This is a genomic window from Streptomyces sp. NPDC090442 (assembly GCF_044769405.1).
GTDB lineage: Bacteria > Actinomycetota > Actinomycetes > Streptomycetales > Streptomycetaceae > Streptomyces.
Map to the genome: position 1 here is coordinate 42,672 of NZ_JBIVXW010000028.1, position 23,740 is coordinate 66,411.

General features: G+C 70.1%; 22 protein-coding genes and 3 pseudogenes. 14 read left to right on the forward strand and 11 right to left on the reverse strand.

Going from position 1 to position 23,740, the window contains the following annotated elements:
- Positions 1 to 38 precede the first annotated feature (38 nt).
- Both ACIQU6_RS20675 and ACIQU6_RS20680 read right to left on the reverse strand, forming a co-directional pair.
- The gene (locus tag ACIQU6_RS20675) at positions 39 to 1,391 is read right to left on the reverse strand and encodes a Dyp-type peroxidase (RefSeq protein ID WP_403483103.1); all 1,353 of its coding nucleotides are present in this window, start codon (positions 1,389 to 1,391) and stop codon (positions 39 to 41) included.
- A gap of 117 nt (positions 1,392 to 1,508) precedes the next feature.
- The gene (locus ACIQU6_RS20680) at positions 1,509 to 2,099 is read right to left on the reverse strand and encodes a hypothetical protein (RefSeq protein WP_403483104.1); all 591 of its coding nucleotides are present in this window, start codon (positions 2,097 to 2,099) and stop codon (positions 1,509 to 1,511) included.
- A gap of 464 nt (positions 2,100 to 2,563) precedes the next feature.
- Here ACIQU6_RS20680 and ACIQU6_RS20685 point away from each other — a divergent pair, with 464 nt between their 5' ends.
- The 4 genes from ACIQU6_RS20685 to ACIQU6_RS20700 all read left to right on the forward strand — a co-directional run bounded on the left by ACIQU6_RS20685 (position 2,564) and on the right by ACIQU6_RS20700 (position 5,121).
- The gene (locus ACIQU6_RS20685; protein WP_403483105.1) at positions 2,564 to 3,241 is read left to right on the forward strand and encodes a GAP family protein; all 678 of its coding nucleotides are present in this window, start codon (positions 2,564 to 2,566) and stop codon (positions 3,239 to 3,241) included.
- A gap of 285 nt (positions 3,242 to 3,526) precedes the next feature.
- Entirely contained in the window at positions 3,527 to 3,991 is a 465-nt protein-coding gene (locus ACIQU6_RS20690) for a hypothetical protein (protein ID WP_403483106.1), read from the forward strand.
- A gap of 92 nt (positions 3,992 to 4,083) precedes the next feature.
- The gene (locus ACIQU6_RS20695) at positions 4,084 to 4,563 is read left to right on the forward strand and encodes a hypothetical protein (protein ID WP_403483107.1); all 480 of its coding nucleotides are present in this window, start codon (positions 4,084 to 4,086) and stop codon (positions 4,561 to 4,563) included.
- Between the two features lie 48 nt (positions 4,564 to 4,611).
- A complete protein-coding gene (locus tag ACIQU6_RS20700; RefSeq protein ID WP_403483108.1) occupies positions 4,612 to 5,121 on the forward strand; it encodes a DoxX family protein in 510 nt (169 codons plus the stop codon).
- A 151-nt stretch (positions 5,122 to 5,272) separates the two neighbouring features.
- Here the strand turns inward: ACIQU6_RS20700 and ACIQU6_RS20705 are convergent, their stop codons facing one another.
- Positions 5,273 to 6,475, reverse strand: coding sequence for an epoxide hydrolase family protein (locus tag ACIQU6_RS20705; protein ID WP_403483109.1), 1,203 nt, complete (start codon positions 6,473 to 6,475; stop codon positions 5,273 to 5,275).
- 288 nt (positions 6,476 to 6,763) lie between these two features.
- Between ACIQU6_RS20705 and xylA the strand changes: the two are divergent.
- Positions 6,764 to 7,934: pseudogene (xylA, locus tag ACIQU6_RS20710) on the forward strand (xylose isomerase).
- 193 nt (positions 7,935 to 8,127) lie between these two features.
- Here the strand turns inward: xylA and ACIQU6_RS20715 are convergent.
- On the reverse strand, positions 8,128 to 10,245 hold the full coding sequence (locus ACIQU6_RS20715) for an alkyl/aryl-sulfatase (protein WP_403483110.1): 2,118 nt from the start codon (positions 10,243 to 10,245) through the stop codon (positions 8,128 to 8,130).
- A gap of 381 nt (positions 10,246 to 10,626) precedes the next feature.
- Positions 10,627 to 11,124, reverse strand: a complete 498-nt coding sequence (locus tag ACIQU6_RS20720) for a prepilin peptidase (protein WP_403483111.1) — start codon at positions 11,122 to 11,124, stop codon at positions 10,627 to 10,629.
- A gap of 497 nt (positions 11,125 to 11,621) precedes the next feature.
- On the opposite strand from ACIQU6_RS20720, the gene ACIQU6_RS20725 reads away from it, so the two are divergent.
- Complete coding sequence (locus ACIQU6_RS20725; protein ID WP_403483112.1) at positions 11,622 to 12,617, forward strand: glycoside hydrolase family 16 protein; 996 nt, start codon at positions 11,622 to 11,624, stop codon at positions 12,615 to 12,617.
- Positions 12,593 to 12,709 (forward strand): annotated as a pseudogene (locus tag ACIQU6_RS20730) (IS5/IS1182 family transposase); the annotation flags it as partial. The gene ACIQU6_RS20725 and the pseudogene ACIQU6_RS20730, both read left to right, overlap by 25 nt.
- Here the strand turns inward: ACIQU6_RS20730 and ACIQU6_RS20735 are convergent.
- Positions 12,681 to 13,265 (reverse strand): hypothetical protein, encoded by a 585-nt coding sequence (locus ACIQU6_RS20735; RefSeq protein ID WP_403483113.1) that lies wholly within the window; start codon positions 13,263 to 13,265, stop codon positions 12,681 to 12,683. The pseudogene ACIQU6_RS20730 and the gene ACIQU6_RS20735 overlap by 29 nt on opposite strands.
- A gap of 54 nt (positions 13,266 to 13,319) precedes the next feature.
- The gene (locus ACIQU6_RS20740; RefSeq protein ID WP_403483114.1) at positions 13,320 to 13,598 is read right to left on the reverse strand and encodes a hypothetical protein; all 279 of its coding nucleotides are present in this window, start codon (positions 13,596 to 13,598) and stop codon (positions 13,320 to 13,322) included.
- A gap of 264 nt (positions 13,599 to 13,862) precedes the next feature.
- On the opposite strand from ACIQU6_RS20740, the pseudogene ACIQU6_RS20745 reads away from it, so the two are divergent.
- The 5 genes and pseudogenes from ACIQU6_RS20745 to ACIQU6_RS20765 form a co-directional block, all read left to right on the forward strand.
- Positions 13,863 to 14,024 (forward strand): annotated as a pseudogene (locus tag ACIQU6_RS20745) (YdcF family protein); the annotation flags it as partial.
- A 287-nt stretch (positions 14,025 to 14,311) separates the two neighbouring features.
- The gene (locus ACIQU6_RS20750; protein ID WP_403483115.1) at positions 14,312 to 14,926 is read left to right on the forward strand and encodes a hypothetical protein; all 615 of its coding nucleotides are present in this window, start codon (positions 14,312 to 14,314) and stop codon (positions 14,924 to 14,926) included.
- A gap of 143 nt (positions 14,927 to 15,069) precedes the next feature.
- Positions 15,070 to 16,206: a molybdopterin-dependent oxidoreductase gene (locus ACIQU6_RS20755; RefSeq protein WP_403483116.1), complete on the forward strand. Its 1,137-nt coding sequence runs from the start codon at positions 15,070 to 15,072 to the stop codon at positions 16,204 to 16,206.
- The gene (locus ACIQU6_RS20760) at positions 16,203 to 16,610 is read left to right on the forward strand and encodes a hypothetical protein (RefSeq protein WP_403483117.1); all 408 of its coding nucleotides are present in this window, start codon (positions 16,203 to 16,205) and stop codon (positions 16,608 to 16,610) included. The genes ACIQU6_RS20755 and ACIQU6_RS20760 overlap by 4 nt, the downstream gene beginning before the upstream one ends.
- A 115-nt stretch (positions 16,611 to 16,725) precedes the next feature.
- Positions 16,726 to 17,814 carry an NAD-dependent epimerase/dehydratase family protein gene (locus tag ACIQU6_RS20765; RefSeq protein WP_403483118.1) on the forward strand — a complete coding sequence of 363 codons (1,089 nt, stop codon included), beginning with the start codon at positions 16,726 to 16,728 and terminating at the stop codon, positions 17,812 to 17,814.
- Between the two features lie 160 nt (positions 17,815 to 17,974).
- On the opposite strand, the gene ACIQU6_RS20770 is transcribed toward ACIQU6_RS20765, so the two are convergent.
- The 3 genes from ACIQU6_RS20770 to ACIQU6_RS20780 all read right to left on the reverse strand — a co-directional run bounded on the left by ACIQU6_RS20770 (position 17,975) and on the right by ACIQU6_RS20780 (position 20,689).
- Positions 17,975 to 18,517, reverse strand: coding sequence for a carbonic anhydrase (locus ACIQU6_RS20770; RefSeq protein WP_403483119.1), 543 nt, complete (start codon positions 18,515 to 18,517; stop codon positions 17,975 to 17,977).
- 299 nt (positions 18,518 to 18,816) lie between these two features.
- Positions 18,817 to 19,929 carry a sensor histidine kinase gene (locus ACIQU6_RS20775; protein WP_403483120.1) on the reverse strand — a complete coding sequence of 371 codons (1,113 nt, stop codon included), beginning with the start codon at positions 19,927 to 19,929 and terminating at the stop codon, positions 18,817 to 18,819.
- Entirely contained in the window at positions 19,919 to 20,689 is a 771-nt protein-coding gene (locus ACIQU6_RS20780; protein ID WP_403483121.1) for a response regulator transcription factor, read from the reverse strand. Before ACIQU6_RS20780 ends, ACIQU6_RS20775 begins: the two co-directional genes overlap by 11 nt.
- Positions 20,690 to 20,908: 219 nt before the next feature.
- Here ACIQU6_RS20780 and ACIQU6_RS20785 point away from each other — a divergent pair, with 219 nt between their 5' ends.
- Together ACIQU6_RS20785 and ACIQU6_RS20790 are read left to right on the forward strand one after the other, a co-directional pair.
- A complete protein-coding gene (locus ACIQU6_RS20785; protein WP_403483169.1) occupies positions 20,909 to 21,667 on the forward strand; it encodes a class I SAM-dependent methyltransferase in 759 nt (252 codons plus the stop codon).
- Positions 21,664 to 23,193, forward strand: a complete 1,530-nt coding sequence (locus ACIQU6_RS20790) for a glycosyltransferase family 87 protein (RefSeq protein ID WP_403483122.1) — start codon at positions 21,664 to 21,666, stop codon at positions 23,191 to 23,193. The genes ACIQU6_RS20785 and ACIQU6_RS20790 overlap by 4 nt, the downstream gene beginning before the upstream one ends.
- A 113-nt stretch (positions 23,194 to 23,306) precedes the next feature.
- On the opposite strand, the gene ACIQU6_RS20795 is transcribed toward ACIQU6_RS20790, so the two are convergent.
- Positions 23,307 to 23,540, reverse strand: coding sequence for a hypothetical protein (locus tag ACIQU6_RS20795; RefSeq protein WP_403483123.1), 234 nt, complete (start codon positions 23,538 to 23,540; stop codon positions 23,307 to 23,309).
- Positions 23,541 to 23,740: the final 200 nt, after the last annotated feature.

Genomic DNA, 23,740 nt, shown 5'->3' on the forward strand with positions numbered 1-23,740 from the left:
CGGAGGGCGCGATCGGATCCTCGGGCGGAGGCTCGCCGTCAGTCCTCCAGTTCGGCGAGCCAACGCAGAGCACGCAGTCCCGGCAGGAAGCAGTACTCGCCGCCGCGGGTGATCACGAAGCTGGGCAGGTTCCGCAGGCGCCGGCGGACCGGCTTCTCCGGGATAGTGACGCTGCCGGTTCCGCCGTGGTGTCCGGCCACGGGGTCCTGCTCGCCGGGATAGCCGATGAAGTTTCCGTCATTGATCCACTCGGCCTTGATGAACTCGAACTGCCTTTCCAGATGGGCCCCGATGAACACCCCGACCAGCCCGCGGTCGGCGCTGTCGTCCTCCAGCACGCCCTCCGGCAGGGGCGGCCCGTAGGTGGTGCCACGGCGGATGAGGCGGTGCATCCGTGTGTTGCCGATGATGGTGGAGTCGCGGGGATTGGTGCGTCGGATGTGCGCACCGGCGGGGCACCGGAAGCCGCCGTCGTCGTTCTCCCGGTACAGGAAGTTGTTGACGCGCTGCGGATCGGCCGCCAGCTCCGGATCATCGTGCTCCGGCGCCAGTGCCAGCGGCGCCCCGCTGGGCCAGCGCCCGACCATCTTCGCCGCCAACAGCGCCTCCTCCTCGGCGCTGGTGCTGTTCGCACGCAGGTACCGACGCCAGGCCGCCACGTTGGTGTGGATCTTGCGGACGGCCACGAAGGTCCCGTTACGTCCCAGCACGGCGGGGCTGGGCATGGGCGGCAGATTTCCGGTCTCGTCGGGGTAGCCGAGGATGAACTCGCCTGCCTTGACGGGCTCTTCCCGCGGGTTGGAGCCGGGCAGGCCGACGCCCTCGATGTTCGGATGGCTGATGCCGTCACGAAAGCCGAAGGTGGTGCGCCCGGTCGGGAGCTGGCGGACCTCCTGTTGCCAGATCACACGGACACCGGCAGTGCCCTCGTAGGCGACACGGGCCTGCTCCAGTTCCTGGTCCAGATGCGCCGCATCGGAGGCGAGGGCGCTCAACGCGATGTGGACATCGCCCGTCCCGAAAGGCGCCTCCCAGTGGGACGGCGCGTTCTCACCCACGTCGCCGATCAGCTCCGCGCGAGCGGCCATGCCCTCACGAAACGCCCGCGGAAAGCTGTCCAGCGACTCCTGGGGCACCCCCAGGGCCCTCAGTCCCTGATAGGTGAACGCCACGGCCATCCAGGCGTCTCGGCTCCGGTCCGCGCTGGGCAGACCTCCCGAGGTCACCGGGAGCAGCCGCCGCAACAGGGCGCGCCCGGCGTGGCGGTCGTCGACGCGCAGGAAGACGAACCTTCCCTCGTAGGGAACGGGCCGTGGGCGCAGTGCCCCGCTCTGAACGTCATCGATCTCGACGCGCACGCTCGCGGCGCTGCTGCTGTCCGCGGTGTCCATGATCGCTTGTGCCTCCACATCGGCTTCTGTCTGGGCGGCCCTCCGGCGGCCGGCTTCGCGGTCGCCGGCGCGGTCACCCACGTCGGGTCGGCTCCGAGGTTGGTCTGTGTCCGGTTTCTAGGCCGCGGCTTCCTCCAGCAGCTTCTGGAAGGCCGGCGTGGCAACCAACTCGGCGTTCGCCGGGCTCTTCAACGCGGCCCGGAATTCCGGGGTGTCCAACACCTCCTGGAACGCGTCGTCCACCCGCTTGTCCTTGTAGATCTGCTGAACGGTCAGTTCGGGGTAGGCGCTGACGAAGACTCCCGCGGGTGCCTGGTGGGCGACGAACCAGTCCTTGACCCCCGGATCGTGGATGCCGGGGAAGCCCTCGCTGTGCGAGAAGACCCTCTCGAAGCGGGCGCCGACCACCGTCTGGGCGAAGTCGTCGATATAGGTGTCCCAGGAACCGTCGAAGACGCTGGCGAACATGAACCGGGTGTCGTCGTCGAAGATCACGTGCCGTGCGTCATGCAGGGTGCCGATCTGCCGCACCGCTGCATGGACCTTCTCGTCATCCGCCGCGTCGGCCATCGCGGCGAGGTCCTCACGCAACGCGTCGGCCTCGCCGGGCTTGATCGTGGTGAAGACGGTGAACTCGCTGCAGACCCCGTCCGACCTGCCCGGGCGCTCAGGGTGAGCCGATGGGGTTGCACCTGTCGTCGCAGCCATCGTGGACCCTCCTGACTACGGTCGGTGCGAGGGTCTCCAAGCGCACGACATGGGGCGCTGTCGCCCTCACGCTTTCATCCTCACCGCAGCCACGCTGCCTCGCACTTTCACCCCTGAGCGAGGCGGCCACACAGGGCAGCCGCCAGATCGCATCGCGTTAAATCCACCAGAGTCGATGGCCTCCACGCCGGCTTCGGGAAGGCAGGAACACGGCGCGGAGGCTCATGCCGGGGCCTTGCCCAGGGAGAGGGCCCCGGAGACAGATCCGGCCAGGCGCAGGAAAATGGAATGACGACGTGCCGGGTACGTCGTCGTCACCCTCTCGGGCAATCACCGCCGCGCGGCGCTGAAAACAACGGCGCAGCCGACCACAGGTCAGCCCGTCGCGCCCGGACGAGGGAGCACCGACTTCCGTCACGCCCACCCAACTGGATCGCTGCCTCGGCTCCTACCCGGAGGCAACCATGGGCAAAGTTCTCGGTGATCTGCTGGGCCTTGCAGCCGGCGTCGCGGTCAGCCCGCTTCCGATCATCGCAGTCATCCTCATCCTCGCCACACCTCGCGGACGTCTCAACGGACTTCTCTTCACGGGCGGTTGGATCCTGGGACTCTCGGCGCTGGGCGCGGTGATGCTGGCGATCGCCTCCCCCGCGGGTGCTTCCGCACACAACCAGCCGGCCACCTGGGTGGGAGCCCTCAAACTCACCCTCGGCGTGCTCCTCGTCCTCTTCGGCATCCGACAATGGCACCGACGGCCGAAGGACCCCTCGCAAGCGCGGTTGCCGAAGTGGATGAGCGCAATCGACCAGCTCGCGCCGGTCAAGGTCCTCACGCTCGGACTGGCCCTGGCCGCGCTCAACGCCAAGAACGCCCCACTGACCATCGCCGCCGGCGCCGCGATCGGCTCGGCCGGACTGCCGGTCGGGCAGCAGATCGCCTCGCTCGCGATCTTCATTGTGATCGCCAGCCTCGGCCTGCTGGCCCCGCTGGGAGTCTTCCTGCTCACCGGAGAGCGGGCCAAGAGCACGCTCGGCAACTGGAAAGACTGGGCAGCACGGCACAACGTCGCCGTCATGGGCGTCCTGTTCTTCGTCCTTGGACTGAAACTGCTCGGCGACGGCATCGCCATCCTCACCACCTGACAGCGTCACCCGCGCATGGCGGTGCGGTCCGATCACGGACACGCGACGACGGGGGTCGGGGGAGTGGCTTTTGCGCGAGTGATCACGGCCTCGTGGTGGCATGTCGCGCGCTGGATCGGTACGGAGCCTGGTGAGGCTCCGCCAGTTCCCGAGATGGACGAAGCCGTGCTCGACCGCCGCGCGTTTGACGGCAACGACTCGGTGGGCGGTCTTCCGGCCGGGGGTGAGCTTATGGGTAGGCTCGGTGTCACGTGCGAGGGCTTGCGGAAACGGAAGGCGTATCCAGTGGTGATCGGCAGTCGGGAGCGGCGGCATGTTGTCGTGCTGCTTCTCGGGCTGCTGCTGGCCGTGGCGAGCGGGGCGTTGTGCGGACGGGCAGCGGGCGCCGTAGCCGCACGGTCGGTGGCCTCCGCCGCTGGCTCGGTACACGGTGCGCAGGTCGCGTCGTCCGCCGTCCACGCCGTCGCGCAGGCCGACGACCAAGCCGCCGTGCACGGTGACGCACGTTCCCACGTGCATGTCGCGGCGGGCGCGGCTCCCAGCTGCGGCAAGGGACATGGGGATCTCCCCGGAACCCTCCCCGTCGTCTCGGCTGCCTCGCAGCAGGATCTCGTGCCGAGCGTCCTCCCGGCCTGCCTCACCCCCGAGTCGCAGGCATGGTCCGACGCCGCCTACGCACGGCCGCCCGTGCGCGGTCCAACACCTCTCGGGCCGCCGACTCCGGCCGAACTCTCCGTCCTGCGCGTGTAGATGCGACGGGCGGTGCGCACGCCTGCGCGCGTGCGTGCCGTTCCAGCAATCCACGTCGTATCCAGGAGTATCAGGACAGGAGACATCTCCGCATGCTTCATTCCTCCCGCACGTTCATCGTGCGCGCGCTGCGCGCCGTCGCGGTCTGGCCCCTTTCCCGGTGGGGCATCGCGGCAGGAGGGGCCGTACTGACCGCGCTCGTGGTCGGTTTGCCTACGGCCGTGATTCCCAACCCGCTGTTCACCCGGACCGTTCCCACCCCGTTCTGGGGCTATCCGTCGCTCGCCCTCACCGCCGTACTCGCCGGGCTGTTGCTGGCCACGTACGTGCGCACCGGCGCACGTGCACGTGATCGGCGTCCCAGCCGGCTGGGCACGGTGGGTGGCCTGTTGGGCTTCTTCGCGGTCGGCTGCCCGGTCTGCAACAAGCTCGTGTTGCTCGCGCTCGGCACTTCGGGCGCGCTGAGCATCTGGCAGCCGTTGCAACCGCTGTTGGCCGTCGTTTCCCTGGCGCTGTTGACGGTGGCCACCGTGCGACGACTGGCGGGCGAGATCGCCTGCCCCGCCGCGTGACGGCCTTCCCCTTCCTCTCATCCCCCTTTCCTGTTCCGGGAGACCTGCATGTCCTTGATCAAGAAGTTCTGCCTGCAACCGGTAGAGGACCTGGGCAAGTTTGCCCATCTGCCGCAGTTGGTGCTGCGAGTCAGCGTCGGGTTCATGTTCCTGAGTGGCGCGGTGGGCAAGCTCGCCGATCTCGATAGGTTCGCCGGCGCGCTGCGGGAGGCGGCGATTCCCCTTCCGCTGGCGGGCGTGGTGGCGCCCGTGCTGGCCGCGGTCGAACTGGTGGGAGGCGTCGCGCTCATGGTGGGCATCGGCACCCGCCTGGCCTCGCTGGTGCTGGGCGTCACGATGGTCGGGGCGCTGATCACCACCGTTGCGCCCCCGCTCCTGGACCGGTACCCGAACCCGTGGACGTGGCTGAGCAACCTCTTCTACCAGCCGGAATGGCTGCTGTTGGGGCTGCTGGCCTGGTGGGTCTGCGCCGGTGGTGGCCGACTCGGCGTCGACGCGTGGGTGCAACACCGACGGGCCGCCGAGTCCGAGTCCGCGTCCATGTCCGACACTGATTGATCCGCCGTCGGGCTTTGTGCCTCGGGCTTCGGCCTCGGGAGGAATCCTCCGGGCGTCCGCCATGTATGGCCGCCCGGAGGGTCTCGGTCGGCGGGCCCGAGGCACCAGCCGTCACCTGAGGGCTTTGGCCGAACGTGCGGTGCTCGTCCCCTCAGGAGGCGGTGGAATCGCGCAGGCTGCGGAAGAAGGCTCGGATGTCGTCGATGAGCAGGTCCGGCTCTTCCATCGCGGCGAAGTGGCCTCCCCGGTCGAACTCCGTCCAGCGGACGATGTTGTTGGTGCGTTCGGCGATGTGGCGCAGGACGATGAAGTTCTCCTGCGGGAAGGAGGCGAACGCGGTGGGGGTCGCGGAGGGCTCCGGCGGTTTTCCCTGGTAGGCGGCGTGCGCGCGCTCGTAGTAGATGCGTGCGGAGGAGCCGGCGGTCCCGGTCAGCCAGTACAGCATCACGTTGGTGAGGAGATGGTCGCGGTCGACGGCGTCCTCCGGTCGGTCGACGGAGTCGGTCCATTCCTTGAACTTCTCGGCGATCCAGGCGAGTTGGCCGATCGGCGAGTCGGTGAGTGCGTAGGCGAGGGTCTGCGGACGCGTGGACTGGATGTCCGCGTAGCCCTGCCGGTCGCGGGTCCACGCCTGCATGCGCTCCCAGGAGGCTCGGGTGCGCTCTTGTTCCGCGGGGCTGAGGGCGGCGAGTTCGTCCTGCGACGGTTCGGTCGTCGCTCCGGCGCCGGGGATCAGGTTCAGGTGGACGCCGATGACGTGGTCGGGGGCAAGGCGTCCCAGTTCGCGGGAGATGGCCGATCCCCAGTCGCCGCCCTGGGCTCCGTAACGGTGATAGCCCAGACGACGCATCAACTCGGCGAAGGCGGCCGCGACACGTTGGTACTCCCAGCCCTTGTCGCGGGTGGGGCCGGAGAACCCGAAGCCGGGGATGCTCGGCAGGACCAGGTGGAAGGCGTTCGAGGGGTCGGCGCCGTGCGCCCGGGGGTCGGTGAGCGGGCCGGCGATCCGCTCGAACTCGACGATGGATCCGGGCCAGCCGTGCGTGATGATCAGTGGGGTGGCGTCTGGTTCGGGGGAGCGGATGTGGGCGAAGTGGATGTTCGCGCCGTCGATCGTGGTGGTGAACTGCGGCCACTGGTTGAGGCGGGCCTCGGCCGCTCGCCAGTCGTACTCGTGCTGCCAGTAGTGCGCGAGTTCCCGCAGGTAGTCGCGCGGAACGCCGTAGTCCCAGCCGACGTCGGGCAGTTCGTCCGGCCAGCGGGTGCGGTCGAGGCGGTTCCGCAGGTCGTCCAGATCGCTGTCCGGGATCGCGACTCGGAACGGTCGGACGCTGTCGTCCGGTGATGTCGTCATGGTGGTGCAGCTTAGGTGGACCTGCCGCTTTCAAGATCGATATTTTGTGTCGGCCGCAGCGCCGCTTTGTTGAGGTGGTGTCGGGCCGTTGGTGCTGGTGGTGGTGATCGATGGATCTCCCGACGCTCCCTTTGGGCTGAGGCGCAGAACACAGGTACCGGAGTCATGGAGTCCGTGCCGGGAGATGTGGGGACTTCTGCGGTGGAGCCTTCGCGGGCACGATGAGTCGAGTCGGAAAACTCAAGGGGCCGGCGCCCGCCGGACCCGACGGAGACAAGGCGGCCGCACATGACGGACCGATACACCCCCACTCCCGGCGACAAGTTCAGTTTCGGCCTGTGGACGGTCGGTTGGCGGGGTCGGGACCCGTTCGGGGACGCCACGCGCCGCGCCCTCGACCCGGTCGAGTCGGTCCAGCGGCTCGCCGAACTCGGGGCGTACGGCGTCACCGTTCCACGACGACGACCTGATCCCCTTCGGCGCGAGCGAGGCGGAGCGCGACGCACACGTCAAGCGGTTCCGACAGGCGCTGGAGGCCGCCGGGCTGACCGTCCCGATGGCCACCACCAACCTCTTCACCCACCCGGTCTTCAAGGACGGTGCGTTCACCGCCAACGACCGAGACGTGCGGCGTTACGCACTGCGCAAGACGATCCGCAACATCGACCTGGCGACCGAACTGGGCGCCGGGACCTATGTCGCCTGGGGCGGCCGCGAGGGGGCCGAGTCCGGCGCCGCCAAGGACGTTCGCGCCGCCCTCGACCGGCTCAAGGAGGCGTTCGACCTGCTGGGCCAGTACGTCCTGGAGCAGGGCTACGACCTCCGCTTCGCGATCGAGCCCAAACCCAACGAGCCGCGCGGTGACATCCTGCTGCCCACCGTCGGCCACGCCCTCGCCTTCATCGAGCGGCTGGACCGCCCGGAGCTGTACGGCGTCAATCCGGAGGTGGGGCACGAGCAGATGGCGGGCCTCAACTTCCCGCACGGCGTGGCCCAGGCACTGTGGACGGACAAGCTCTTCCACATCGACCTCAACGGCCAGTCCGGCATCAAGTACGACCAGGACCTCCGGTTCGGTGCGGGTGACCTGCGCGCCGCGTTCTGGCTCGTCGACCTCCTGGAGAACGCCGGCTACCAGGGCCCTCGCCACTTCGACTTCAAGCCGCCGCGGACCGAGGACTTCGACGGGGTGTGGGCCTCCGCCGCGGGCTGCATGCGCACCTATCTGATCCTCAAGGAGCGGGCCGCCGCCTTCCGCGCCGATCCGCGCGTTCGGGAGGCGTTGCGCGCCGCCCGCCTGGACGACCTCGCCCGGCCGACTGCGAAGGACGGTCTCGCCGCCCTGCTCGCCGACCGCGCCGCCTTCGAGGAGTTCGACGTCACCGCCGCCGGCGAACGCGGCATGGCCTTCGAGCAGTTGGACCAGTTGGCCATGGAGCATCTGTTGGGCGCGCGGTGACTTGAGAGGCTCGGTCCGCCAGGTTGGTGCGGGTATCGGTCGACTGCTCCGTGTGGCGTCCGGGCGGGAGGTGCGTTCGGTCCTGCTGGGGCGATAGGCGGCCTGTCCCGCACACCGTCCCTGGTAGGGGCAACGGGGCCGAGTGGACGGTGCATTCGTCCGCTCGGCCCCGTGTCCGGCTATGCCGTCGATGTCAGCCGGTCACCGGCCCGGGCGCCTGGTAGTTGGGACGCGCCGGGCGGGGGGTGACGATGGGGAACACCGGGTCGGGGAAGCGCAGGTAGTCCCAGACCGTGTCGGCGGCTGCCTGGTTGTCGGTCTGGATGGTGCCCTTCGCGACCTCGTCGTCGAAGTTCTCCTTGAAGCGGTGCCCGGCCAGTGCCAGGCGTTCGAGGGCTTCGCGGCTCAGGGTGATGGTGGCGTCGGTGGTGCGGGCGAGCGGGTCGCCGCCCTCGACGTACACCAGCACACCGTTGCGCAGGGTGGTGACGCACATCTGGTTGTCGGTGGTGACGATCCAACGCAGGACGATCGGCTTGGACTGCTCGGTCGCGGCCTGCGGGCCGTCGATGCTCTTCGCCAGGGCGGAGAAGAACTGCTCCAGGGTCATGCTCTTGACGAGGTCGGCGGCGCCCTTGCTGATGGGCGCCACGGGGAGGTTCTGCAGCTCGTGGGCGCCGGTGAGGTAGAAGTTGCGCCAGGTGCCGTTCTCCGAGCCGTACCCGAGCTGGGTGAAGACCTGGGCCTGGAGGTCCTTGGCCTGTTGGAGGATGTCGGAGGGGACCTCGTAGGCGTCGGTCTGTCCGGAGGGCAGCGGATCGCCGGCCGCGAAGATGATGTGGTTGAGCACCTCGGCCGCCCAGCGGTACTGCGGCGGCTCGGCCTCCGCCGCCTGTTGGGCGACGGTCAGCGCCCCCTTCGGGCCGCCCATGGCCTTGACGTACTGCACGCCCGCCTCGACGGGCGGCAGGCTCCACAGGTTGGCCGGGTTGCCGTCGAACCAACCGATGTAACGCTGGTAGATGGCCTTGGTGTTGTGGCTCATCGAGCCGTAGTAGCCGCGGTTGTACCACTGGTCGGCGAGGCTGGACGGGAGCTGTTGGAGCTGCTCGGCGATCTCGATGCCGGTGTAACCGGCGTCGACCAGGCGCAGCGTCTGGTCGTTGAGGTAGCCGTACATGTCGCGCTGGTTGGCGAGGAAGGTGAGGATGTTCTCCTTGCCCCAGCGCGGCCAGTGGTGGGAGGCGAAGACGACGTCGGTGTGCTCGCCGAAGGTCTGGATCGCCTCGGTGAGGTACTTGGACCAGGCGTGCGGGTCGCGGACCTGGGCGCCGCGCAGACTGAGGATGTTGTGCATGGTGTGCGTGGCGTTCTCGGCCGCCAGCAGGGCGCGGAGCTCGGGGAGGTAGATGTTCATCTCCGCCGGGGCCTCGGTGTTCGGCGTGAGCTGGAAGACCAGTTGGACGCCGTCGATCGTTGCCTGGTAGAGCTCGGGGCGCCAGGAGATGACGTTCGAGGCGGGCCAGAGTTCGGCGGACACGGGCTGGTGCTGCGGGCCGCCGATGTAGTCGGTCGGGGTGACGAGGGTGAGTTCGCCGGTGGAGATGGTGAGGCCCAGGCCGGCGCCGACCTGCCCGGTGGGAGTCTTGTCCAGCCGCGGGGCGTACATGTAGTCGGCGCGGCGGCTCATCGCCGGGCCGGCGAAGACGTTCTCGCTGATCGCGTGGTCGAGGAAGTCCTGTGGCGCGTAGACCTTCAGGCCGAGGGGCGGGTTGCCGTTGCGGTCGGCGAACAGGCCGCGGGAGCCGCCGAAGTGGTCCACGTGGGGGTGGGTATAGAGGAGGCCGGTGATCGGGCGGGAGTCCTCGGTGGCGGAGCGGTAGAGCTGGAGGGCGGCCTGGGCGGTCTCGAAGGAGGTGAGCGGGTCGACGATCACCAGGCCGGTGTCACCGGTGATGATGGTCATGTTGGACAGGTCGTAGCCGCGCACCTGGTAGACGGCGCGCGGGCCGCGCGCCGTGACTTGGTACAGGCCGGCCTGTGCGGTGAGCGAGCCCTGGCGCCACAGGCTGGCGTTGACCGACGACGGGGCCGCTTCGTCCCCCGCTTCCCGAAGGAAGTCGTACTGGACGAAGTCCCACACGGTCTGCTTGCCGTCACGCGACAGGATCACGGGGACGTCGGGCACGGCGAGCAGTCCACGGCTCGCGTCCTGGAAGTCCTCCGAGGACGGCGGGATGGTCTCGATGGTGCGGCGGTTCGCCTCCGCGACGGACGGGGTCGGCTGGATCGGCTCGGACTCGGCGGTCATCCGGGGTGTCCTCCTGAATTCGGGCACGGCAGGGCCACGTTGAACGGAAGAGATGTAGGTGCCAGACAGGCACCCGTGTCACGCTAAGGAGTCGCACAACTACGGACAAGGATGGGAACAGGCCACTCAAGGTCATCCCGGGCGCCTGCGCTGCAACAACTCGTAGATGTTCCCGGCAACTTGGCTTGTCGCCGACGTCGGGTAGTTGAGGGGCGAGGGGCGGCTCCATCGGTCGTTGACGGTCACCCCTCGACGTCCTGCGCAAGGGCACCGGCCCGCCGGGGCGCTCATGGATCCCCGGCAGCCGTTTCCGCAGCAGGAGCCGCATGTCTGCGCTCGACCTGTGGGTATCTCCGGCGAGGCGAGCGCTGGGCGATCCGGTCAGACGCTGGTGACGAGCCCGGCGACCAGGGTGCCGATGACGAGGCACGGACCGAACGCCAACGTGCTTTTGCGGTGCCTGCGTTGTGTGACCAGGAGCATGGTCGCTACGGCGCCGCCGAGCAGGAGACTGGTCACGAGTGCCAGCCATGCGGCATGCCAGCTCCGCCAGCCCAGCAGTGCGCCGAGGGAGACCGCCAGCTTCGCATCGCCCATTCCCATGCCGCCCAGGGTGAAGGCGGTGAACAGGGCGCCGGCCGTGGCCGCGACGGCCACCGCGCGCAGCGGACTGCCCGGTTCACCCGCGGCTGTGGCAACGGTGAGCAGCGCGAGTGTGCCGAGGGCGGCCCGAAGCGTCAACGCATCCGGCAGTCGCTCCACGGCACTGTCGACCAGCAGCAGGCCGGCGCCAAGAAGAGCGATCCAGTACTGGGCGACGGCATACCAGCCACTGGAGCCGCCGGCCGCGACCGCGGTGAAGGCCGCTGCGGTCGTCACCTCCGTCAGCCATGGCGGACACCGTCGGATGCGGCAGGTAGGGCAGCAGCAACCGGGCGGCGGCAGCGGCCACAGGAGGCACGGTCCCCACACCGCTGGGGGCGTTGGTGGTGAGTCGTGGGAGCAGGTGATGTCGGCCGGCTGCCCGACAGGTGCTGCGAGTGCCACCACGACCGGCCGCAGGGCAACTCCGGCCATGAGGCCCGCCAGCGGGGCCAGGAGGTGGCTGAGCATGGAGCACCTTTCTTGGACTGTGCGGTCCGACGGTAACCATGGCCCGTGTTGTGGGATCGCGATCACGTTCAGCTGCCTTCCGTCGTCATGCCTGCACAACACCCCTTCCCACGCGGACTACTTGACGTCCCGTCGCCCAATCGGCAGGGTTCACCGAACCCGAGGCGACAGCGAGACCACGCTCCTCCCGAACACCGCGACCCCGAGCACAGCGAACACGCCGAACTCCTCACCCCCCACACCACGCCGAGGAGAAAATGGACATGGGCCCGAAGCGAAGGGCGCTGCTCTGCGCCGCGAGTGCCACGATCCTCACCACCTACGCCCTCGCCCTACCCGCGACCTCCGCCGGAGCGGTGACCGCTCCGGCCAGCCGTACCCCCGCCTTCGAGGAAGTCTGGAGCACGAGCTTCGACGGCGCCGCCGGTTCGCCCCCGTCCGCCGCCGACTGGATCACCGACACCGGCACCAGCTACCCGGGAGGCGCGCCCAACTGGGGTACCGGGGAACGGGAGACGTACACCGACCGCCCGGAGAACCTCCAGCTCGACGGCGCGGGTCACCTCAAGATCACCGCCCAACGGGACGGCGCCACCTGGACCTCGGGCCGGATCGAGACCCGCCGCACCGACTTCGCGGCCCCGGCCGGGGGAAAGCTCCGGATCGAGGCGAGCATCCGGGTTCCCGACGTCTCCGGTGCCGCCGCGCTCGGCTACTGGCCGGCGTTCTGGACGCTGGGCGCCGACTTCCGTGGCAACTACCAAAACTGGCCGGGCATCGGCGAGTTCGACGTCATGGAGAACGTCAACGGCCTCAACAAGGTCTGGGGCACCCTGCACTGCGGCGTCAGCCCCGGGGGACCGTGCAACGAGACCCAGGGCAAGGGCAGCTCCCGAGACTGCCCCGGCAGCCCCTGCCAGGCCGGCTTCCACACCTACGCGCTGGAGCTCGACCGCACCAACCCGGCCGCCGAATCGCTGCACTGGTACGTCGACGGCCAGCAGTTCCACACCGTGAACGCCTCCGAGATGGACGCCGACACCTGGGCCAAGGCCACCCACCACGGTCACTTCCTGCTGCTCAACCTCGCCATGGGCGGAGGCTTTCCGGACGGCGTGGCCGGCTCACCCACCCCTACCGACGCGACCAGGCCCGGCGCTTCGATGCTCGTCGATCACGTCGCGGTCTCCGTACAGAAGCCGGCTGCCTCGGGCGCAGGGGCGGCCGGCCCAGCCCACGTCTGCACGCCGTCCTGCTGACCGAACCGCGCCGCGCGGACTCGCTGGACCTGGACGACTGCGTCGTACTCAAGGGCAGTCGTCTCATGGGCAGTTCGCGACCGGACGCAGCCGGGTGACGGCCTGGAGAGCCACGGCGATATCGCCTTGGCCGGTGCGCAGGTTGACGGCGTCGGCTGGGCCGGCCGCGAGAGGGCCGCACCAGGTCTGCCCGGTCTTGGCACTGGCCGTCACCGCTGTCGCTTTCGCCGGGGCGCCCGGTGCAGTGTCCGCGTGGTGTGGCCACCAGCCCGTCAGTGCGGCGGTCACGATCAGGACGAGGGCGAGGATCGTGAGCCGGATGCCGGTGTGCAGCCGTCCGCGGGCTTGAGCGAGCGCGTGTGGGGTGACGCCGGCGCTGCCGCCGGCGCTGATCGGATAGGCGACCCGGCCGACAGTGAAGAGCGCCAGGCAGGCGATGACGAGCGCGAGCACGGCCAGCGCCGCGGCGAGCCACTGGACCGGGGCGGGTACCGCGCCGTCGGTGGGGCGCAGAACGCCGCAGATGCCGACGAAGCCCAGGACGGTGAGCTGGATGGTGTGCCAGCCGCGCGCCGAAGCGGCAAGCCCCTCCAACGTGTCTGTGCTCGGCGCCGGTTGGGGATCGGTGGAACCCGTTGGTTGTGTCATCGGACCCTTTCTCCGTCACGCTCTTGGGAAGACCTACAGGGTGTCCGCCCGCGCTCACACCGGGGTGAGCAGCGCGCGGCGGACACGCTCGACGGGTCGATCGAGGACGTCACTCGCGGCTGTGTACGCGTCGTGGGATCTCCGCACCTTCCACAGCACCTGAACGCTCTTCCCCGCGGCGTCGATGCTCCAGAGGTCGATGAGGTGCTGAAGCGTACGGGCGGCCGTGTCGAACACCGCGACGCCGTCATCCGGATCCAGCTTGCTCTGCAACTTCTCCAGCTCGGCGACTGCCTGATCGATCGACATGACATTGCCAGCCCGCTGTGCCATCGCGTTTCTCTCTCCGCCGCCCGGCCGGGCGCCTGCATGCTCTTCCCATGGTCGGAGGTGGCAGGAGGCAGCGACAGCCGCCGTGTGAGGGAATGGCCAGGTCATCGGAGTGAACGGCCGGCCTGGGCGTCGGGGGGTGTGGGTACGGGGACGGTGTCGGCGAGCACCCAGGTGGCGCCGGGTTCGAGCGCTCGCCGCGCCCGGCCGGGTCGGCCGGGGGTGGTGTTCACCGGCCGGCATCGGCGGCGGCCGGCAGGTGGCAGCGGCGACGAGACCTTCGTGACCAACATGCTCGTCGGTGACATGCAAGGGGTGATCGCGTACCCCCACCTCGGATTCGCCATCGAGCAAGAGGTCCCGGAGTACGTGCACGCCGCGTACGAATCCCTCGTCTACGACGGTTTCACCAGCCGCCTTCTCACCTGACCTGCGGGCATCTGGCGAGGAGACGGGCTCGACGGCGACGCTGTGGCGGAACGTTGCTGGTCAGGCGCATGCCCACTCCGGGGTGACCGATGCCGTGTGGTCAGACTGGGGCACTGGGGTGACGATGGAAGGGACTGCCCGTCGTGCTTGCCTCATGCCTGGGCGGGGGCCCGCACGGTTGCCTGATGAGTGGGGGCGCCATGACGTTCGTCGATGCCGCCGTACGGCTCCCTGATGAGGGTGGGAGCTGGCGCACGCTCCTCTTCCGTAGGAGCAGGTGCCTGGAGTTGAACTGGGACGCGGGGATTCGCTACCTCGGCGAGATCATCGAGTATCGGAAGCAATGGCGTTCGCTGAGGCGGAGCTCTTTCGCCCGGGATGTCGGCGCGGCCGTGCAGTTGGCGGACGAGGGCGGTAGTTGGCGCACGTTGTTGTTCCAGGGGGACCAGTGCCTGGTGCTGAACTGGGACGGGGGCGTTCGGTTCCACGGAAAGATCATCGAACTGGGGGCGCAGTGGCGGGGGCTGCAGGGCACTCCGTTTGCTCAAGACATCGATGCGGCGGTGCAGTTGCCGGATGAGGGTGGTAGTTGGCGCACGATGTTGTTCCAAGGCAACCGCTGTTTGGTCCTGAACTGGGACGCGGGCATCCGGTATCAGGGGAGGATCACCGACTTCGGCGGGCAGTGGAGGAACCTGCCACCCAGTTTCTTCGGAAACTACGACGAGGCTGTCCAGGTCCCCGACGAGGACGGTAGTTGGCGCACCCTGCTGTTGAAAGGTGACGAGTGCCTGATGCTGAACTGGGATGCGGGGATTCGCTATCAGGGGCCGGTCGCCGAGTTCGGGGAGGGGTGGCGGGAGGCTCATCGGGCGCTGTCCAGGACTCCGATCTTCGGGTAGAGCGGACGTTCGGACAGGCCCGGTAGCTCCGGCGGTTTTGACGGTCTACGGTCAGGCCTACCGTGCGAGTCCGGGCGTAGATGTCCCCGGTCCGTAAGGATTCTTCTGTTCCGGTGTGGCCCGGCGGCGGGTGGGATGGAGGCATGAAGCTGAGAGTCTCTCCGCCGGAGTTCAGGGGCAGGCTGCATGATCCCCGTACGGCGACCTTGATCGGGCGGTGGTTGGGGTTGGCCATGCTGGTGTGCTTCGGCACCGGCTTGGTCAGCCATGTGATGCAGCATCCGCCGGGGTGGTTGGCCAACAGCCTGCCGAGCCGTCCGTCGTGGGGTTACCGGTTCAGCCAGGGGCTGCACGTCGCTTCCGGGATCGCGGCGATTCCGTTGCTGCTGGCCAAGTTGTGGGCGGTGTATCCGAGGTTGTTTGTCTGGCCGCCATTGCGGTCGGTCCGGCACGGGCTGGAGCGGCTGTCGGTGGCACTGCTCGTGGCCGGGGCGGTCTTCGAGCTGGCCACCGGGCTGCTGAACATCGTCCAGTGGTACCCGTGGCCGTTCTCGTTCGTACCGGTGCACTTCGCGGTCGCGTGGCTGGTGGTCGGGGCGCTCGTGCTGCATCTCGCCGTCAAGGCGCCCGAGATCAGGGCGCATTGGGGTCGGCGGTCACCGGGCACGCTCGCACTGCCCGCGGAGGACGGGCCCGATCGGCGTTCGCTGCTCACCGGCGTGGCTGCGGCCGTGGGGGCGGTCACGCTCACCACGATCGGTCAGTCCGTCACCCCGTTGAAGGGCCTCATCCTGTTCGCACCGCGCGATCCGGACCACGGTCCCCAGGGGCTGCCCGTCAATCGGACTGCCGAGGCGGCCGGCGTGGGGCGGGTCGTTGACGAGGCGTACCGCCTGGTGGTGGCCGGTCCCCGGTCGTACGCCCTGACGCTGGAAGAGCTGCGCGCCCTGCCCCAGCACGAGGTGGAGCTGCCGATCGCCTGTGTGGAGGGCTGGAGCAAGTCGGCGCGCTGGACGGGGGTGCGCGTCAGGGACCTGTTGGAACGGGCGGGGGCGCCGCCGGACGCGCGGGTGCGGGTGGTCTCGCTACAACTGCGCGGCGGGTACCGGGTGTCGGAGATGGGACACCAGCACGCCCGCGACCCGCTGACGTTGCTCGCGCTCCGCCTGAACGGCACGGAACTCGACCCCGACCATGGCTACCCGGCGCGGCTCATCGCCCCCAATCGGCCCGGAGTGTTGCAGACCAAGTGGGTGGGGCGACTGGAGGTGTTGTCGTGAAGGTGGCGCGGCTTGTCATGGGGGTGGTGGGTGCGGCGTTGTCGGGAGTCGGGGTGTGGCTGCTCCTGGGCGACGTGCGCGAACTGGCCGGTGTGGTGGCCTGGTTGGGCGGTGCGGTCGTGCTGCATGACGCAGTCGTTGCGCCGTTGGTGTTGGTGGTGGGGTTCGTTGTGGCGCGTGGGGGCGCGCGTGGTCCGGTACGTGGGGCGTTGATCGTCGCGGGGGCGTTGACCGTGGTGGCGTTGCCGGTGCTACTGCGTCCGGGAGCGTCGGCCAACCCCTCGGTGCTGCCGTTGGACTATCCGCGTAACTGGGTGATTGCGGTCGGGGGCGTGGTTGTGGTGACGACGCTCTTGGTGGTCGCGCGGTGGATCGTCCGCAGGAGGCGGCGGTCGTGGTCGTGAGGGTTCCGGGGTGACTGGCGCGAAGGGACGCGGAGGCGTCGGAAAGGCTTACGAACTCCTGACGTCTGCGCGTCCAGCGGTCCATGGGCGGGCCCTTGGCCCTACGGTCGGTGGCATGTTGATCCTGGTCACCGGAGGTGCGGGCTTCATCGGCTCGCAGATCGTCACCGCTCTCACCGGCGCCGGGCACGCGGTGCGTGTCCTGGACGCCCTGTTGCCTGCCGCGCATCAGACGGCCCCGCCGATCCCGGAGGGGGTTGACTGGCGGCACGTGGACGTGCGGGACGCGGATGCCGTGGGCGCCGCGCTGCGCGGCGTGGACGCGGTCTGTCACCAGGCCGCGATGGTGGGGCTCGGCAAGGACTTCGCCGATGCCCCGGAGTACGTGGGGTGCAACGACCTCGGCACGGCGGTGCTGTTGGCGGAGATGGCCGCTGCGGGCGTGCGGCGCCTGGTGCTGGCTGGCTCGATGGTGGTGTACGGCGAGGGGCGCTACGAGTGTTCCCGACACGGCGTCGTACGGCCGGGGCCGCGCGAGGCGGCGTGCCTGGAGGCGGGGCGGTTCGAGCCGCCCTGTCCGCAGTGTGGTGAGCCGCTGGCGCCGGGGTTGGTGGGTGAGGACGCGCCGGCCGATCCGCGCAACGTGTACGCGGCCACGAAGTTGGCCCAGGAGCACCTGGCCGCGGCCTGGGCGCGGGCGACGGGTGGGAGGGCCGTGGCGCTGCGGTACCACAACGTCTACGGGCCGGGCATGCCGCGCGACACCCCGTACGCGGGCGTGGCTTCCCTGTTCCGGTCCGCGCTCGCGCGGGGCGAGGCGCCGCGGGTGTTCGAGGACGGCGGCCAACGGCGGGACTTCGTGCACGTACGGGATGTGGCGGACGCCAACTGCACCGCGCTCTACGGCCTGGCGGACGGCCTGGCGGAGGGCGGTGTGCGGGCCTACAACGTCGGCAGTGGGGAGCCGCACACGGTGGGGGAGATGGCCGCGGCCCTGGCTGCGTCGTACGGTGGGCCGGCGCCGGTGGTCACCGGGGAGTTCCGGCTCGGCGATGTCCGCCACATCACCGCCTCGTCCCGCAGGTTGCGCGATGAGTTGGGGTGGCGGGCCCGGGTCGGGTTCGAGGAGGGGATGGCCGAGTTCGCGGCGGCGCCGTTGCGGGCCGGGGGAGTGCGGTCGGATCCGGTGGCGTACGCGCGGTAGGCACGGTAGCGAAGTCCCGGTCTTGCTCGATGAGTTGGGCCGGGGTTCGTTCCGGCGGCGGTCACTTTACGGACGGGGCGGTCGGGCCCTGGGCTGTCGGGTGCGCTCGGTTCCGTTGCGTCGGAGGGCAGGGTTTGCGGGGGCCGGCCGTGTGCCCTGTTCAGCTGGGCTGCACGACGGTGGTGACCTTCCCGCTGCCGAGGTCGTAGGCGTAGCCGCCGATCTTGATCTCGTCGATGCCCGGCGTGAGTTCGGGTGCCGAGCGCAGTGTGGCGACGTCCTTCCGGACGGTTTCGGCGGGCTCCAGGACGGCCATCTCCAGGGAGGTCTGTTCGTCCCAGCCGCCGCGGGCGGCGTAGCCGGCGCGCAGCTCATCGTCGGCGAAGAGTCCGGAGCCGCAGTCGGTGTGGTGGATGACGGCGATCTCGAACCAGTCCGCGTCGGGGGTCTTGTTCTGGTGCAGGTGCACGATCCAGGCGAGGTCCTTGATGATCGCCGGTGTCACGCGGCCGCCGACGTTGCGTGCCACGATCGCCTCTCCGAGACGGGCGCCGAGTACGGCCGCGGGCTCCACGCGCGGATCGATGCAGGTGATCAGGTAGAGCTGCTTGAAGGGGATGAACGGGATCTGAGGGACGTTGGTCTGTGCACCGGAGGCCGCGAAAGCCTGGTTGCGCTCCAGGTACGGGGTGAAGTTCGACATGGTTGGTCCCTTCAGGAGGCGGTGGCAGCCTGGGCCGTGAGCCGGCACCGCGTACGTGGCGTCGAGGTCCGTGCCGGGCGAGCCGGCCCGTTCGGCGATGAACCGCGGGCGGGCCGGAGCGAGCCCTCCTCTTAGCCACCGTCGCCCACGAGGGCAGCACGCGCCAGGCGGCTCGCTCGGCGGGGGCGGGCCGAGCGTCGCGGCTGGAAACCCCACCGCACCACGAGGGCTTCACTCCGGAGCTCTCGTGGTGCGGGACGACGCGTACTGAAGCAGTGACGGACCCCTGACCGGGCGTGTCAGGGCGCCGCCGGCAGGTGGACCTCGAAACGGCAGCCGCCCGGCACGTTGCAGACCGCCGCGCGGCCCTGATGGGCCTCTACGATGCCGCGGACGATGGCCAGGCCGAGTCCCGCCCCGGCGGGCGGTGTGCGGGCGTCGGTGCCGCGCCAGCCGGTGTCGAAGACCCGCGGAAGGTCCTCCGGCGGGATGCCGCCGCAGCCGTCGGTCACCGCCAGCACGACCCGGTCGGCCTCCCGGCGCGCGGACACCGCGACGGTGCCGTCGGCGGGGGTCCGGCGGATGGCGTTGACGAGGAGGTTGGCCAGGACGCGGGACATCTCGCGGCCGTCGACCTCGACCGGCACCTTCTCCACCGCGTCGCCGACCAGTCGCACTCCGTGTTCGCGGGCGAGGGCGTCGGCGCCCGCGAGCGCGTCGCCGACGAGGTCGTAGGCCGACAGCCGGGTCGGGGTGAGGGCGAGGACGCCGGCCTGGATGCGGGAGAGCTCGAAGAGGTCGCTGACCATGTCGCTCATCCGCTCGACCTCGGTGCGGATGCGGGTGTGGTAGACGCGGGGCTCGTCGACCATGCCGTCCTCCAGGGCCTCGGTCATCGCCCGGAGGCCGGCGAGCGGGGTGCGCAGGTCGTGGGAGATCCAGGCAACCAGTTCGCGGCGGGACGACTCCAGGGCCTTCTCGCGTTCTCGGGAGGCGGCCAGCTTGGCGCTGGTGGCGGCCAACTGGCGGCTCAGTTCGGCGAGTTCGGCTGTGGGCGCGGTGGCGGGTGGGGTGAAGCGTCCGTCGTCGCCGAGGGCACGGGTGGCCTCGGCCAGTGCGCGGCTGCCCCTGACGACACTCCGGCCCAGCAGTAGCGACACGGCCAGGGACGCGACCGCGGCCATGGCGCACACCATCGTGACGACCCACAGGTCGTGTTCCGAGAGGAGCATCGCCCAGGAGACCAGGATCGTGCCGGCGAGCATCGCGGCGACCGTGACGGCGGCGACGACGGCCAGTGACAGTGCGACGGAGCGGTTGCGCAGCAGGCGCAGGGCCGCGGTGCCGGCCAGTCCGGCGACCGCGGCGCCGATCGCTGCGTACAGGGCGATGAGCAGGGTGTCACCGATCATGGTTGGCTCCCTCGTGGCTGGTCGCCTTGTCGCGCGTCCCGTCGGCGTCCGTCCCGTCGGGCTCGGGAGGGTCGAAGCGGTAGCCGACGCCCCATACGGTGCTGATCAGGCGGGGGCGGGCCGGGTCGGCCTCGATCTTCTCGCGCAGTCGCCGCACATGGACGGTGACGGTCGACAGATCGCCGAACTCCCATCCCCACACCTCGCGCATCAGGTCCTCCCGGCTCGTCGCCCGTCCGGGGTTGCGCAGGAAGAACGTCAAGAGGTCGAACTCCCGTATGGTGAGGGCGAGTTCGGAGCCGTTGCGGGTGGCGCGGCGGGCGGCGGGGTCGACGGCGAGGGGGCCGCTGTGCAGCCAGCCGGCCGTGCTCCCGTTCCCGGCCCGGGTGGGCGACGATGCGCCGGCCCGGCGGAGTACGGACTCCACGCGCAGTACCAGCTCGCGGGGGCTGAACGGCTTGGTGACGTAGTCGTCCGCGCCCACTTCCAGGCCGAGGATGCGGTCCTCCTCGTCGCCGCGTGCGGTCAGCATGATTACGGGGACCGGGCCGTCTTGGCGTATGCGGCGGCACACCTCCAGGCCGTCCATGCCGGGCAGCATCAGGTCCAACACCACCAGGTCGGGTGGCCGGGCCGAGGCTTGGGCGACGGCGGTGGGGCCGTCGGCGGCCACGTCGACGGCGAAGCCCGCCCGGTCCAGATATCCGGCGACGACCTCGGAGACGGTGGGGTCGTCGTCGACGACGAGTACGCGTTTCACCCTTGGGAGTCTCGCACCATGCGCGGCGCAGGTGGGCGGTAGAGGTCGTGACGAGGGTCGATGTCATCGATCCGTAAGGAGTGGTGACGTCAGCGTTCCGTAAGGACGCCAAGTCCCTTTTGCCTGTTTTGCGTTCGTAGGGTGAGTGGGGTGATCGAGACCTCCCCTTCCCCTGTGGATGTCGTGCCGCCCTGTCTGGACGAGGCCGAAGCCCTCTCCGTGCCGGCCCGGACCGGGCGTGCGACCCCCGGCTCGCCCTGGACGAACGACCCCTACGCGCACGCCCTGCGCACCGGTCGCGGCCCGCTGTACCTGCGCCGCCTGTCACCCCGCGCCTCCGGGGCGGGGGAGCTGCTCCCGTTGGACGTGGAGCGGTGGTGCGCCGCCCCCGACGCCGCCGACACCGGCGTGCTGCTCCGCTGCGCCGGCGCCGTCCTGGACGTCGGCTGCGGGCCGGGTCGCCTCGTGGCCGCGCTGGCTGTCCGCGGCGTACCGGTGTTGGGCGTGGACGTCAGCCCGGACGCCGTCGCCCGCACCCGCCGCCTCGGCGGCGCCGCCCTACGCCGCTCGGTCTTCAACCGCCTGCCGAGCGAGGGCCGTTGGGGCACCGCACTCCTGATGGACGGCAACGTGGGCATCGGCGGCGACCCGGTCGCCCTCTTCTCCCGACTGCGGGAGCTGGTCCGGCCCGGCGGTCGCCTACTGGTCGAGGCCGCCGCCGGCAACGTGGACGAGCGCCTCACCGTCCGCGTCGAGGACGCCCACGGGCGCCACGGCCGCTCCTTCCCCTGGGCCCGAGTCGGACCAACTGCCCTACTGCGCACGGCCGATGAGGCCGGCTGGACCCTCACCGACCGCTGGACGACCGACAGTCGCCACTTCCTTCAACTGCACCGCCCGAGCACGGGACCCGACGAACTCCGCCTCGCCTCCCCACCGCGCCCCACGACGATCCCCCGAAGGGCCGCCCGCCCATGACCGACCACCCAACGACGACCTCGACCCGCCCGACACCCCCCGGAGCGGGCCCGGGCCACCCTGCCCCCTCGGCCGGCCGCCGAAGGAACGCGGTCGCCGTCACCGCCACGGCACTCCTCCTGGCCGCCCTCACCGCGACGATCGTCAACACCCTCCACGCGGGCGACAACGTGCGCAACCCAGGCCGCCTACTGGCCGGTTACGCGGTCGCCTGGACGCTGTTCGCCGCCGCCGCGTGGACCGTCCGCAAGGTCACGGCCCGCGCCGCGACCGTTCTCGTCCTGCTGGGTGCGGCGGCCATCGCCCTGGCCGGCCTCGCGGCGCCCCCGCGCACCAGTAACGACATGTACCGCTACGCCTGGGACGGCCGCGTCCAGGCCGCCGGCATCTCCCCCTACGCGTACCCGCCCGCCGCCCCCGAGCTGGCACCACTACGCGACAACTGGCTCTTCCCGACACCAACCACGACAACCACATCACCCACGTCAACCACCCCGCCCTCCTGCTCCGGCTGGGGGCTTACCCACACCGACACCGGGCTCTGCGCCCGCATCAACCGCCCCACCGTCCCCACCATCTACCCACCCGTCGCCGAGGGCTGGTACCTGGCGGTCCACGAACTCTCCCCAACGGGCAGCCGCCACAAGCCACTTCAAATCGGTGGCGCGGTCCTGGCCTTCGCCACCACCCTCGCCCTGCTCGCCGTCCTTCGACGCCGTGGCGACCCGCGCACGGCCGCTTCCCGGGCCGCACTGTGGGCCTGGTGCCCGGCCGTGGCCTTCGAAGCCGTCAACAACGCCCATATCGACACGCTCGGCGTCCTGTTGACCGTGCTCGCGCTCGGTACCGCCACCGCCGGTGTCCGCCGCGGTGCCTTGCTCGGCGCGGCGATCGCCGTCAAGATCCTGCCGGTTCTCGCCCTGCCCGGCGCCTTGTCGGGGCAGCGCGGCCCGGCCCGCGTCCTGCGCGTCACGGCGTCCGCCGTCGCGGCCGTCGCCCTCGCCTACCTGCCGTACGTCCTCGCCTCCGGCGCCGGCGTCCTGGGCTACCTGCCCGGCTACCTCCACGAAGAGGGCTACGACCCCAGCGATGTCCGCCGCTTCGCCCTCCTACGACTCCTGCTCCCCGACACCGCCGCCGGCGCAACCGCAGCCGTACTGCTGGGAATCGTCGCCCTGTACGTGTGGTGGCGCGGCGACCCCGAACGCCCCTGGCGCGGCGCCCTGTTGCTCACCGGCACCACACTCCTGCTCTTCTCGCCCAACTACCCCTGGTACTCCCTCCTCGTCATCGCCCTCGTGGCCCTGGACGGCCGCTGGGAATGGCTCACCCTCACCCTCGCCGGCACCGCCCTCTACCTGGCCGGCCGGCTCCTGCCCGGCTTCCCCCTCCAGGCATGCGCTTACGGCGTGGCGGCGTTGGCGGTCATCGTCGGCGCCTACCTCCGCTTCTCCCCGACACGTCGAGCTGCTCGACGCCCAGGCGCGGGGAAGACGATCGCGCCAATGGTGAACCTTCCTGAGTAAAACGGCACTTGGTGACGGAAGGGGGTAGAGGAGAGGCGGCGGACCCGCCGCCGACGCCGTGATGGCGAAGGCGACGACGGCAGGCCACGGTCATGCGCTACTGCAGGAGAGTGCTAGAGGCGGGCGGCTGTGCTCAGGGCGCAACCGGCGAGCTTGCCAACCCCCTCGACGGTGCCACGGACTTCGAAGGCGACGTGGTCGATGACGTCATGATGGAAGTCGTCGGCCGCGTGGGTGGCCTTGTGGCCCGAGCCGGCCGGGGACGGGGCAGCCTGGGCCGAGGCGGCGGGGAGGGCGCACACGGCCAGGATCGCCGCGGCTGTCACGACGCGGGCAAGAGAACGCATATCCGTGATCATCTCCTTGAACTGGGTTACCGAGCAGTCGAGTTCGACTGCGCCCGGCCTAGCTACCCTCCCCGGGCGCGCAGGCCCCTACGAGGCGGGAACGACCTCGGAAGCCGAGTGTGCAGTGACGTAACCAAGCCACGGACCAACTTCCCCAGCACACCCACGACCTGGGGAAATCCCCGCCCCGCTCAGTGAAA